General features: G+C 34.1%; 15 protein-coding genes and 1 other annotated feature. All 15 genes read right to left on the bottom strand.

Annotated features, from left to right (window positions below; genetic code table 11):
* Nucleotides 1-131: 131 nt before the first annotated feature.
* Nucleotides 132-719 carry a TVP38/TMEM64 family protein gene (locus D2K62_RS17115; RefSeq protein ID WP_112181575.1) on the bottom strand — a complete coding sequence of 196 codons (588 nt, stop codon included), beginning with the start codon at nucleotides 717-719 and terminating at the stop codon, nucleotides 132-134.
* Nucleotides 720-786: 67 nt separating this feature from the next.
* Nucleotides 787-1,053, bottom strand: coding sequence for a DUF1294 domain-containing protein (locus D2K62_RS17110; RefSeq protein WP_112181576.1), 267 nt, complete (start codon nucleotides 1,051-1,053; stop codon nucleotides 787-789).
* A gap of 572 nt (nucleotides 1,054-1,625) precedes the next feature.
* Nucleotides 1,626-1,982, bottom strand: a complete 357-nt coding sequence (gene rplT, locus D2K62_RS17105; protein WP_112181577.1) for a 50S ribosomal protein L20 — start codon at nucleotides 1,980-1,982, stop codon at nucleotides 1,626-1,628.
* Between the two features lie 39 nt (nucleotides 1,983-2,021).
* Nucleotides 2,022-2,219: a 50S ribosomal protein L35 gene (gene rpmI / locus D2K62_RS17100; protein ID WP_112181578.1), complete on the bottom strand. Its 198-nt coding sequence runs from the start codon at nucleotides 2,217-2,219 to the stop codon at nucleotides 2,022-2,024.
* A gap of 35 nt (nucleotides 2,220-2,254) precedes the next feature.
* Nucleotides 2,255-2,758, bottom strand: coding sequence for a translation initiation factor IF-3 (gene infC, locus D2K62_RS17095; protein WP_112181579.1), 504 nt, complete (start codon nucleotides 2,756-2,758; stop codon nucleotides 2,255-2,257).
* 126 nt (nucleotides 2,759-2,884) lie between these two features.
* Nucleotides 2,885-3,016, bottom strand: a sequence feature (ribosomal protein L20 leader region).
* Nucleotides 3,017-3,152: 136 nt separating this feature from the next.
* A complete protein-coding gene (gene thrS, locus D2K62_RS17090) occupies nucleotides 3,153-5,105 on the bottom strand; it encodes a threonine--tRNA ligase (protein ID WP_112181580.1) in 1,953 nt (650 codons plus the stop codon).
* 390 nt (nucleotides 5,106-5,495) lie between these two features.
* Complete coding sequence (gene ytxC / locus D2K62_RS17085; protein ID WP_157967360.1) at nucleotides 5,496-6,317, bottom strand: sporulation protein YtxC; 822 nt, start codon at nucleotides 6,315-6,317, stop codon at nucleotides 5,496-5,498.
* Nucleotides 6,318-6,578: 261 nt separating this feature from the next.
* Nucleotides 6,579-7,514 (bottom strand): primosomal protein DnaI, encoded by a 936-nt coding sequence (gene dnaI, locus D2K62_RS17080; protein WP_112181582.1) that lies wholly within the window; start codon nucleotides 7,512-7,514, stop codon nucleotides 6,579-6,581.
* Between the two features lie 11 nt (nucleotides 7,515-7,525).
* On the bottom strand, nucleotides 7,526-8,902 hold the full coding sequence (locus D2K62_RS17075; RefSeq protein ID WP_112181583.1) for a replication initiation and membrane attachment family protein: 1,377 nt from the start codon (nucleotides 8,900-8,902) through the stop codon (nucleotides 7,526-7,528).
* Nucleotides 8,903-8,968: 66 nt separating this feature from the next.
* Nucleotides 8,969-9,433, bottom strand: a complete 465-nt coding sequence (nrdR, locus tag D2K62_RS17070) for a transcriptional regulator NrdR (RefSeq protein WP_117161816.1) — start codon at nucleotides 9,431-9,433, stop codon at nucleotides 8,969-8,971.
* Nucleotides 9,434-9,479: 46 nt separating this feature from the next.
* On the bottom strand, nucleotides 9,480-9,860 hold the full coding sequence (locus D2K62_RS17065) for a cytosolic protein (RefSeq protein WP_112181585.1): 381 nt from the start codon (nucleotides 9,858-9,860) through the stop codon (nucleotides 9,480-9,482).
* Between the two features lie 162 nt (nucleotides 9,861-10,022).
* Complete coding sequence (gene speD / locus D2K62_RS17060) at nucleotides 10,023-10,400, bottom strand: adenosylmethionine decarboxylase (protein WP_112181586.1); 378 nt, start codon at nucleotides 10,398-10,400, stop codon at nucleotides 10,023-10,025.
* Between the two features lie 312 nt (nucleotides 10,401-10,712).
* A complete protein-coding gene (gene coaE / locus D2K62_RS17055) occupies nucleotides 10,713-11,303 on the bottom strand; it encodes a dephospho-CoA kinase (protein WP_112181587.1) in 591 nt (196 codons plus the stop codon).
* Nucleotides 11,304-11,369: 66 nt separating this feature from the next.
* A complete protein-coding gene (gene ytaF, locus D2K62_RS17050; protein ID WP_112181588.1) occupies nucleotides 11,370-12,005 on the bottom strand; it encodes a sporulation membrane protein YtaF in 636 nt (211 codons plus the stop codon).
* A 96-nt stretch (nucleotides 12,006-12,101) separates the two neighbouring features.
* Complete coding sequence (gene mutM / locus D2K62_RS17045) at nucleotides 12,102-12,935, bottom strand: DNA-formamidopyrimidine glycosylase (protein ID WP_112181589.1); 834 nt, start codon at nucleotides 12,933-12,935, stop codon at nucleotides 12,102-12,104.
* Nucleotides 12,936-12,947 lie beyond the last annotated feature (12 nt).

Here is a 12,947-nt window from a genome sequence, read left to right as displayed (position 1 = left end):
TTTAATTTTATCAGAAGGTATCCTTTTTTACTTACTAAAATTTTCGATTTTATAAAAAAGTTGCATCTTCCAACTACCGTTGGAAGATGCAACTTTTTATTGTTTATCTGAGTTTTGTCCCAGCCTCATTTTTATATACCGGCATTTGATGACTTTACGTTAAAAAAGTCTTGCCAACCTATACGTATCTCTTTTCTTCTTAAAATGTATAAAAACGGTAGAATACAAAGTATTATACTACCTGCAACTAACGGGGAAAAGTTTGTAATTGATCTTCCTATAGAAGTATAAACAACGGCAAGTGGTACATTCGATACAAAAGACGTTCGCATATAATCCTTTAAGTGTGAGGATATTTCTAAAATACATAATGATAGTAGATGAAAGTGAATGAACGGAATAAGACGTAATATTGCAATTTGTCCTGTTGTGAAATTCGGATGGTCTCCTATTAATTTATGTTTCATCCGAATAAATCGATCTAGTGTAGCTGGCATACGTTTGGTCATCTTATAAAAAACAAAGCTAGATAGTGTGATCCCTATCACTGAGTAAATGATGCCTGGAATAACACCAAATAATATCCCACCTGTTATGCATAAAAAAACGACTGGTAGAAACAACAGTGGCCGTAATAAATGCAAAGTAATAAACAATAGTGGAGCAAAAACCCCTCCAGTTTGTACAACTGTCATAACGTAAACACTGATGTATTCCATAGTCAGCCCCCTCTAGATGTGTCTACACTATTAACTATATGACAATAGACGAGCTATTATGACAGTTTTATTTATTAAAATAAATAAAACTTATAACGCTTATATGTAGAATAATAACCATGGGCATGCCAATCGTAAACGTTTTATGCTTTGTTTTATGATGAAAAAGTTTCATACCTATGATACTACCAAATGCTCCACCTAGTACTGCACTAATCCACAATGTATTTTCAGGGATACGCCATTTTCCTCTTTTTGCCCTACGCTTATCTAAACCCATTAATATAAAAGCAATTAAATTAATCAAACAAATATAAATGATAATATACTCCATTATTTCCCCTCTTCCTATTTTTATCTATCTAATACTTTAAATGAAAGACTGTTTTCCACTAAACTATAACACAACCCTATACGCAGACACCTATTGTCACCGAAGTTATCAAGTTATCATCAACTGCGACATAACAGGATTCCCAGAGCCGCTTATCAAGTGAAATTGACTCCCTTTCCGCAGGCACGGCTTCAGCTAACTCGGAAACTAAGAACGTTTCCGAGTGGATCTTCAGCCCGTGGGATTGCGATTACTCATCCCATCGAAAACATGTGCTGTTCCTGCAGGAGTGTCGCCAATTTCACTTGATAAACTAGTTAGGTAGTAATTAACAACAATATGCACTGTGAAAAATCATGCTATCTAGCGAAGGAAGCAAATGGTTGAGACTACTCGAAAATAAAAACCGATTTTCTTGCGATGTGAACCCCTAGAAGCATTCCTTGTCCTATGGGAACAACACATGTTTTCGATGAGATGATTTGTTTTAAAACAAAAAGATTGCTAAACGTATCTAATAAAAAGAAGAACTACTTTCTCACGATGAGAAAACAGTTCTTCTTGTAGTAAAATTATTTTAAAGCAGATTTTGCTTGATCAGCGATTTGTGTGAAAGCTTTTTCATCACTAACTGCTAATTCAGCAAGCATTTTACGGTTTACTTCGATACCTGCTAATTTTAAACCGTGCATTAAACGACTATATGAAAGGTCATTTAAACGTGCAGCAGCATTGATACGTGTAATCCATAATTTACGGAAGTCACGCTTCTTGTTTCTGCGGTCACGATAAGCGTACTGACCTGATTTCCATACTTGTTGTTTTGCTACTTTAAATAGCGCATGTTTCGAACCATAATATCCTTTTGCAAGTTTTAGTATGCGTTTGCGACGCTTGCGTGTAACTGTTCCACCTTTAACACGTGCCATTGTAATTCCCTCCTAGATATATCAACGAATTCCATTTTTTTATTTGTATGGTACCATTTGTTTGATGCGTTTGTAATCGCCGGCAGAAACAACCGAGCTTTTACGTAATTTACGTTTTTGTTTTTGTGACTTGTTAGCAAACAAGTGACTTGTATATGCGTGTGAACGTTTTAATTTTCCAGAACCTGTTCTTTTGAAACGTTTTTGTGAGCCTTTATGTGTTTTCATTTTTGGCATGATTAGTTCCTCCTTCATAACATTTAAGCTAATTCTTATTTTTCGTTAACTGGTGCAAGCGTTAAGAACATGCTGCGACCTTCCATTTTTGGTCTTTGCTCAATTGTGGAAAGATCTTTACACTCTTCAGCCATGCGTACTAAAACTTTCTGTCCTAATTCTTTATGGGTGATCGCACGTCCGCGGAAACGAATCGAAACTTTAACCTTGTCACCTTTATCAAGAAACTTTCTAGCATTGCGAAGCTTCGTATTAAAATCATGTTCTTCAATTCCAGGACTTAGACGTACTTCCTTAAGATTAATGATTTTCTGTTTCTTACGGGCTTCTTTTTCTTTTTTCTGTTGTTCAAAACGAAATTTACCAAAGTCCATTATTCTACACACCGGCGGTTTTGCTGTCGGTGCAACAAGAACAAGGTCTAATTCTCTTGTTTGAGCAATTTCCAATGCTTCTTGACGAGATTTAACTCCAAGTTGATCCCCATTAGAATCAATGAGTCGCACTTCACGTGCTCTAATTTTCTCATTGACATTCATATCTTTGCTAATAATCAGCCACCTCCGTGAATTTTTAAAAGCGTCATGATCTATGATCGATTACTGTTATTTAAAAAGTAATCTTGACCTTTACCAACAGCCATTTTGACAAGCTAGTTAATTATATGCATAAAAAAAGTGTCGGTACACACTGCACCCACACACATCTTCTGTTTAATAATCAGAATGGTAACCTGGAAACTGCATACATATTACATGCGTCAATCAGGCGAGAAGCGGGTGCCTCTACTTGTCTTTAAGATCATATTCAATTTCACTTATAAAATCATAACATGCTATTATAATACTGTCAATTCTTTTATTATCACTAAGTGCTCTTTATAAGACAAAAGACAGATGCCAAAATGACATCTGTCTTAAATGTAACCCTATTTTACTTATTATGCAATACTTTATTTTCAATCTCTAATTTTATCACTTTGATAAAATCTTCTAAACCTATTGTTTCTGAATCTTGCTCACCGTATCGCCTCACATTGACTGCGTTATCTGTCATTTCCTTGTCACCAACAACTAGTGCGAAAGGAATCTTTTGCGTTTGTGCTTCACGTATCTTATAACCAATTTTTTCATCACGTTCATCTACTTCCACACGAATACCAGCAAAACGTAATGTCTCTTCTACTTTCTTAGCATAGTCAGCGTGCACGGAAGCAGACACTGGTACAATTCTTGCTTGTATAGGTGAAAGCCACGTTGGAAAAGCACCTTTATATTCTTCAATTAAAAATGCTACGAAACGTTCCATTGTCGATACGACACCACGGTGAATAACAACAGGACGATGTTCCTTACCATCTTCGCCAATATAAGTTAAGTCAAAACGCTCTGGAAGATGGAAGTCCAATTGAACAGTTGACAATGTCTCATCTTTACCTAAAGCTGTTTTTACTTGTACATCTAATTTCGGACCATAAAATGCCGCTTCGCCTTCTGCCTCAACAAATTCTAAATTCATGTCTTCCATTGTTTCCTTTAAAAGTGATTGAGCCTTATTCCACATTTCATCATTATCAATATATTTTTCTTTATCTTCCGGGTCACGATAAGATAAGCGGAAATAGTAGTCATCGATACCGAAGTCTTTATAAACATTTTGTACCAACTCAACTACACGAATAAATTCTTCTTTTAGCTGATCAGGACGTGCAAAAATGTGTGCATCATTTAACGTCATAGCACGAACACGTTGTAAACCAGCTAATGCTCCAGACATCTCGTGACGATGCATCATTCCTAATTCTGCAATACGAACTGGCAAATTACGATAGCTATATAGTTGATTTTTATATACCATCATATGGTGCGGACAGTTCATCGGACGTAACATTAAATCTTCGTTATCCATTTCAAGTATTGGGAAGTTGTCATCTTTATAATGCTCCCAGTGACCACTAGTTTTATATAATTCAACATTACCAAGGATAGGTGTATATACATGGTCATAGCCAAGACGTTCCTCTAGATCAACAATATAGCGTTCTATTGTACGGCGGATCGTTGCACCTTTAGGTAGCCATAGAGGTAAACCTTGTCCTACTTTTTGAGAAACTGTAAATAAATCTAATTCTTTTCCTAACTTACGATGATCACGTTCTTTTGCTTCTTCACGAAAACGTAAATAATCGTCTAAATCTGTTTTTTTAGCAAATGCTGTTCCGTAAATACGTTGCAACATCTTATTGTTGCTATCACCACGCCAATAAGCACCTGAAATGCTCAATAACTGAAAGACTTTAATTTTACTAGTTGAAGGAACGTGAACACCACGACATAAGTCAAAAAATTCACCTTGTTCGTAGATTGTTACTGTCTCATCTTCTGGAATAGCATCCAGCAATTCTAACTTTAAGTTATCACCAATTGCTTCAAAACGTTTTTTTGCTTCATCACGTGAGACTTCAACACGAACGAATTCTACATTTTCATCAATAATTCGTTGCATTTCCTTTTCAATTTTCGGTAAATCTTCTGGTGTAAGAGACTGTTCCATATCGATGTCATAATAAAAACCATCTTCAATAGTCGGTCCAACGCCCAATTTAACGTCCTCTCCATATAACCTCTTAATTGCTTGTGCCATTACATGTGCACTTGAATGACGCATAATTTCTATACCTTCATCCTGTTTATTCGTAATAATTGCGATTTCACCATCTTTTGGCAGTGGTGTACGTAAATCATAGAATATGCCATCTAAAGTAACAGCTAATGCTTGTTTTCGTAAACCTGGTGATATTGATTGTGCAATATCTTCTCCTGTTGTACCTTGAGGAAACTCCTTGTTCGCTCCATCAGGAAAAGTAATAACTAATTGATCTGACATGTAACTCACTCCTTATATAAAATAAACAAAATGGAAGCAGAGCGCGTAATTAAAAAATCACATATAAAAAACGCTTGTCCCTCTGCCTATATAGCAAAGGGACAAGCGTTAGCTCGTGGTTCCACCCTAATTTCCGAATCTAAACACGCTCGATTCAGCTTCATTGCTCTGTAACGTAGAGAATACGCTGTTTTCTAATCGCTATTGTAGCTTTCAAATCCAGAGTTCAAAGGTGGTAATTATTGTAGACTGAACAGGAAGCTCACAGCTAATACTTCCCTCTCTATAGAACGCCTTACAAAATCAAGTCCTCATCAACACTTTTATGCTTCTTAATATGACTTGTATTATAAAGCTATCCGTAGAAAAAATCAAGCGTGTATCTAAAATTTAAACAATTGCGAACGGAAATTGATTTAATGGTTTAAAAGTAACCTGTTCTTCAAATATATTTATTAATGAGACAGTTTTACCCTCTGATGGATCATCACCATAAATAAAAATAGACTTCGGCTTTAGAGCTAATATAGGTGTTAAGTTTAATTCATTTTCATCTAAACCAACGATATACATTGGTTCCTGCTTAATTTTTATTTTTAATTCTTTGGTAGTGTATAAGTGTCCATCTTCTCTGTAAAACAAAAAATCATTTTTTCCTTGTACCATATAGATATTTTCACATTTAAACGAACTGTTTGCTACATATTCACGAATAGCATTTACAAAGTCTTGGTATTCTTCTTCTTGCTTCCATTCATCAATTGCTCTTCCAACAAGTTCTAATAAAATAGTATCAGCTGCAAGTTGATTAGCTTCTACACAAGCCTCATAGTCTAATACACCGTCTATTGTGTACTCACTAAACCATTCACTAATTGTCGTTTTTATTTCATTTGAAGCTGTGAAAAAAGTGAGCTCATCCCCTAAAATCATATCCATTGTAATTTTTAAGATATGGTTAATTTCTTCCTCATTCTGATAGTAATAATTATAACGAATTATTTCTGAAATCTGCGTTTTTTTGGTATGTGTCATCCATAGTTCCATTAATAAGAGTGCAATTGCATTATCATGCTTTTGAAAAGAAAACTGCTTCTTTATCTCAAAATAATACCCTCCTTTTTGTTTCAAACTCCAATCAAATTCATAATAACCTAGCTTCTCACTAAACAGTTTTGCATCTTGCGCTTTTTCCATGTACACATTTAACATGTCCATCATCCTCATCACAATCAAACTGTTACATTATATGGGACAAGTGAAGAAAACATGCTTTTTTTACCATATAAAAATATAATTCAGCTTTATTCCACCGATTTGTTTTCTGTAACTTTATGAAGTACTATTTTTTGGGCTATTGCTCACTAATTACTACATTCATATCCCACTTCCTAACAAATTAGATTTTATAAAAAAGATCGAGAAGGATAATAATCCAACTCGATCTTTTTTATCTATTTATCCAGAAGCAGGTTATTCTCCTCTACGATTCTCAGAGAAGATCGCAACTTCCTTACTTACTTGCTTAATTCGTTCTATGATTCTGCCTGCCTTAAGTTCCTCGATATCTCCCTTAGTTGATGTTGCTAAATGCTTTTCTAATTGAGCTAAACTAAAATTCGAACTAAAAAATACTGGTAACCGTTCCATCATACGATATTGTAGTATCGATCCTAAAATTTCATCACGAAACCAAGAGGAAATTGATTCAGCACCAATATCATCTATCATAAGTACTGGTACCTTTTTAAACTTTTCAACTTTCTCATTTAATGAATCATCTTTGAATGATGACTTGATTTCGCGAACAAATTCTGGCATATAAATTAACATGGAAGCAATATTTTTTTCAGCTAATTCATTTGCAATGGCACCTAAAAAGTATGTTTTGCCTACTCCAAATGGACCATAAAAGTACAATCCTTTTTCAGGTAATTCACTACCGATTTTGCTAATATACGTCACAACTTCTCTAATTGCTTTATGTCGCTTTTCATCTTGATCATCTAATTTTGAAATTGATGCTTGAAGGATATCTTTTGGCATATATAAGCTTTTAATTAATGACGATTTTCTTCTTTGTTCTTCTTGCTGTATGGTGTATTTACATTTTTCATAAAATAAACGGATTTCTTTACCCTCAATTTCAATCCTAGGTTTATATCCTGGCAATACATTATTCTTACAACCATTTGTTGGGCAATTAGCACAATCTTTATTTTGAGAATGATATTCATATAGTTTCATTAATTGTCTTTCAATATCTTTATCAGATAAAAGCGGATGATTTTCTAACAGCTGTTTGATTTCAGTATCTTGTAAAACCTCTTGCTTCATTTCCTTATAAAAGCTTTGAAAAGACTGATTTTCTCTCATCCATTTTTTTAATGAAGTTTGAATTGGTTCCATGTGCACCACCCTTAAGAATGATTTGATTTTTGTTCTTTATATTTTCGTAACAGTTCACTAACATCTTCGTTTTGCTCTCTATTAGTTACCGTTTTTTCTTTTTCTTTAGCAGCTTGTGTTTGCTTTTGTTCCTTAAACCAATCGGGAACAACCTCTTTTTTCCCAGTTGGTTTATAATAAGATTTTTTATTATTTCCCCATTCTTGGTACTTGTTATGTTCCGATTTTGCTAGTGTAATAGCTTGTCTAACTGTTTTTACGTTTTTTCTAGCCCAATGGCTAGCTATTTTTTCTACATATGATTTTGTTAACTTCATATCTGTTTTAAGTAATACATAATGAATGAGTACGTTCATGACACCAGGTGTAATGCCATGTAATGACATAATATCAGCAACTATTTTTAAATCTTGTTGAGAAGCATGATTTCCACTAGATAAGTCTTCTAATAACTGTTTTGGTGTTCTTTCTTCTAACATTTGCATAAATTGATCTTGTTTACTTTTTGGCTCGTCTGTATTTTTTGTATAAGTTGTTTTCTGATTAACTAAATTTTTTGCTTGTTTTGGTTGAGCTTGCATACTTTCTGATAAATCCATACAAGCAGTTTTAAATTCTTTATGATTCAAGCTATTCTCATCTGTAATAGCCCACAACAATGCTTTTTCAATCTCTAAATTAGTTAAATGATATAATACGCTCATTTGCTCTATTAATTTTATATTCGTTGCAGTTAGAATTTGATTAGTAGGCAACATGCGCTGCTTCAATAATTGTGCCAACCAATCCATATCTATTGTTTGATTGCCAATCATTGGGCCGTCATTTTCTTCGTCTATAGATGAACCATCTGATACTTCCAATTTTGTGTTTGTTTCCTTACTACTAAAAACATCAGTAAAGTGGGCAGTGACATTAACGCCTTTATTATTTGTTGTCACTTTATTCTCTTTAAATATATCATATAACTGATCATATTTATCGGTTCCAAGTTGATGGTACAACAACTGTGACAGCATACCATTCTCGAAAAATAAACCTGGTGAACAAGGTGTCAATAATTTATATGTGAATTTAGTCTGGTTTTCATCATCATATTTAAAAGTTTGTAATATACCGATTGCCTCTAATTTTTGTCTTGCTTCATAAATTTGAGGAAGAGGGATATTTAAATACTGCATCAACATATGATGTGTCTGAACGTCATCAGGATTAGATGAACTAAGATATTGACTAGACAATGTTAAGTAGAGTGAAACGGCATGAATGCCAACTAACGGTTGATATAATTGCATTAAAGCCAGAAGGTGTGCTTGCGTAAGTTGTTGTTGTTCGGATGTTATCACATACCCATGACCTGGCAGTAACTTCCCAATGTGTTGTTGCATTATTTCTCCCCCCTGTCCTTCTATTTAAAGAAAAAAAGAGCCTCTTGGCTCATCTATAATCTTGATTTATTTATCATCTGAATTTTTTATTAAATCCTTTAATTCATCTAGAAACACACTAATATCTTTAAATTGACGATAAACAGATGCAAATCGCACATAGGCAACCTCATCAATTGATGAGAGCTGATCCATAATTAATTCGCCAACTTCTTGACTTTGCACTTCTGCAGTACCACGACTCCGTAATTCGTCCTCCACTTCCATTGTTAACTGTTCCAATTGTTGAAGTGCAACGGGTCGCTTCTCACAAGCTTTAATCAAGCCACGCAGTAATTTTTCCCTACTGAATTCTTCTCTAATTCCCTCTTTTTTAACAACAATTAAAGGAACTTCTTCAATACGCTCAAAAGTTGTAAAACGGAAGTCACATTCTTCACATTCACGTCTTCTTCTAATCGCACGTCCTTCTTCAATTGGCCTTGAATCCAATACTCTTGTGTTTCTATATTGACAATTCGGGCACCGCATCTGTTATCATTCCTATCATTTATTCCCTCTATCTTTGTATGCAAGTTTAATCAACAAGCGTCATTTCCTTTTTTAGGTCATCATAAAGTTTCGGGACTAACTTATGGCTATATCCTAAATCAAAAGGGAAAACTGACTCTGTTGTAACTGAAAAATCAATCGCTGTTCGAAATGGTTTCACCATGATAATGGTTGCTGTAATAAAGACTTTTTTGCCACCTTTAAGGTTACAGCTAATTTCACCATGTTCATCCGATATTGCAATTATTTCGCAACCCTTCTTACTCTTAAAATATTCTTCTACTATCTTAAAAGCTCTATCTTTTGTAGTTTTGAAATAGCGTGTTTGTAATTGTTTGTCCCAATGTTTGTCTTTCGTTTCCGAGTGATTGTTAAAGAATTTATCAATTGATTCTTTAATAGCCATATACCGCACCTCAATATCTTTAGTTACATATTATATACTTCTAAGATTATTCTAACATGTTTCCTATAAGAAAACGATATCAAAGCGTTTAATTTTTTGGATAATTAGATAAAAAACCCCTTTTACTGTTTATTCCAGCAAAGGGGCTGCAAATCAAATTATTTAAAGCGCATTATATTTAGGTACTTGAATTGGACCCATACCACGTGGCAATTCAACTTTTTCACAATTACCAGATTCCAAGGCTTCTGAAATATAATCACATGCTACATTTGGATCAATAATATCACCGCATGTAAATACATCAATACTTGCATAACCATGTTCTGGAAAACTGTGAATCGTTAAGTGTGATTCAGAAATAATTACTACACCACTTACACCATGTGGAGCAAACTTATGAAAAGCAACTTCTCTTATTTCTGCACCTGCTTTTAAAGCTGCGTCAACAAAGATCTTCTCAATTTGTCCCATATCATTTAAAGTATCTATATTACAATCCCACATTTCAGCAATAACATGTCTACCCATTGTATCCATTCGATAATTCCCCCTTATTTATTAATCAATACCTTTTAAATAAACTTGGATGAGCTGCCACGGGGGAAAGTTAGTCCAAAGAGATCCTAACCCTTTAAGCATTCATTAATGCACCTATTTAAAAGCTTTGCTGTTAGTATAACATATTTAGGATGTGTTATTTCTCATAAGCACACACAAACGAATTATATCTGTTTTTTAAAAGTTTGGCAAGATTTTTTTACAAAAATAAATTTGTAGACATATTATATTTTTCCCTAAAACTACAAAATAAAACCTATCTTCTCAAATTGAGTAGACAGGTTTATATGTTTATACTTGATTTATATACTGTTCGAATTGCTCTTTTGTATCTTCTATTGACCCATTATTATTAATAATAACATCTGCATTTTCAGCCTTTTGTTTTAACGGAATTTGTGCGTTTATTCTACTCTTAGCATCACGTTCTGATAAACCATTGCGTTTCATTAATCTAGTTAATTGTATGGACTCATTAACGAAAACAAGCCAAACTTGATCAACAAGAGAGGTCAACTTATTTTCAAATAATAACGGTATATCTAAAACGATTATTTTCTCATTCGTATTTATATAAGTATTTTTTTGTTTAAATATTTCATCTTTAACATAGGGATGAACAATTGCATTTAATTTCTCACGTGCAATTTTATCTTGAAAAACAATATGACCAAGTTTTTTCCGATCAATGGCACGATCAATCTGTAAAATATTATCACCAAACGCTTCACCTATTTTAAAATAGGCTTCTTTTCCAGGCTCAACAACTTCTTTCGCAATGACATCTGCATCAATTATTGGTATCTGTTTTTCCCGAAATAAATTAGCTACTGTACTTTTACCTGAAGCTATTCCTCCAGTTAATCCGATTATTTTAGTCATCGCTATTTTTCACCCTTGTCTCTTGTTTTACCTGTACCAAATCTTTTTCTACAGTTTATATTGGTTTCATCCTATCATTTTGACAATACCTATGATAATTAATATTATACCCGGTAAAAAACTAAAACGATGCAACCCTTTCCATCCTGATAGAATAACACCACTTTTTAAGCCTAGTGATAAGAACAAACTGGTGGCTACACCGATTCCTACCGCAGAAAGAATAACCGGCAAACCAATTAGTGCTGCACCAATTCCTGCGCCTAGTGAATCAAGCGATAATGCTAAGCCAAGTATAAATACTTCAATACCCGCTATATTACCTGATTCATCCATATCTGCCATCATTGGTTTTTTGAGTATTTGAATAACAATGCCAAGTGATTTTATTTCAAACTTAATCTCATAAGGACCCGTTTTTTCGTGAGATTCCTCTGAACGGAAAAATGAAATTAGTACCCATAGTCCAATAATTACGAGTAAGCCACCACCAATCATCTCAGCGCTTTTTTCAGATAGAAAAGATCCAAGCCAATCTCCAAGTGCCATGGCAGATAGAAAGACTATCCCAGAAATTATACCAATCAAGATGACAGACTGAAATGCTAATTTCATCTGACGCAATCCGTACGTAAAGGCTACCATAAAACTATCTAAACTAACTGCACAAGCCAATAATAATAGGGTTGATAACTCTTTCATACAACTCAAGCCCCTTCATCATACAATTTCATGTTAAAACACATGAGTAGTATATGGAGGGCATAAAACAGTTGTGCAAAAAATCGGTTCAATCGCCTATTCTTTTATAGGTTGGCATCTAGTACAAAGATGTGTACCTCTACCAGCAACTTTTATTTTAACAATTGGTTCTCCACAACGTTTACAAGGCGTATTCTCTTGTCCATAAGCAAACAACTGTTGCTGAAACATTCCAATTTGGCCTTGGCTATTCACATAAGATCGAATGGTTGTCCCACCTTGTGCAACAGCTTCTGTTAGGGTTTCTTTCGCATGTTTTAACAAACGTTTCACTTCAGGTTCACTAAGTTCAGATCCCTTGGTTAATGGATGGATTTGTGCCTTATACAACGTTTCATCCACATAAATATTTCCTAAACCAGCTATGACTTGTTGATCCAACAGAATATTTTTTATTACCCGTTGGCTTCTATGAATTTTTTCGTATAACGCGCTGAGTTTATATCCTTCTTCAAACGGGTCAGGACCAATTTGATTTAACGGTTTTACTAAGAACTCTTCTCCTTTAGGATACAAATGCATTGTTCCAAACTTTCGAACATCTTTATAGCGTAATTCTTTCCCGCTTTCAAAATGAAAAATAACATGTGTATGCTTATCCACAGGAATATCATGTTCAAAAACACCATATTTACCTTCCATGCGTAAATGAGAAACAAGCGTATAGTTTGTTAACTCAAACAATAAAAATTTACCTTTTCTGTGAATATCTAAAATTATTTCACCCTCAACTAATTGACTGAAAATTAGATGGTCATCTGGTTCTTTAATAATTTTCGCCCAGTTGACAGTCACAGCTTCAATTTTTTGATTAACGACTAGCTCTATTAACGTTTTTCTAATTGTTTCTACTTCTGGTAATTCTGGCATCTGTTTCTACCT

It is taken from the genome of Paraliobacillus sp. X-1268 (genome assembly GCF_003426095.1).
Taxonomy (GTDB): domain Bacteria; phylum Bacillota; class Bacilli; order Bacillales; family Amphibacillaceae; genus Paraliobacillus_A; species Paraliobacillus_A zengyii.
Note: the sequence above shows the minus strand (reverse complement) of the source record. Positions and strands in the feature narration are given on the sequence as shown.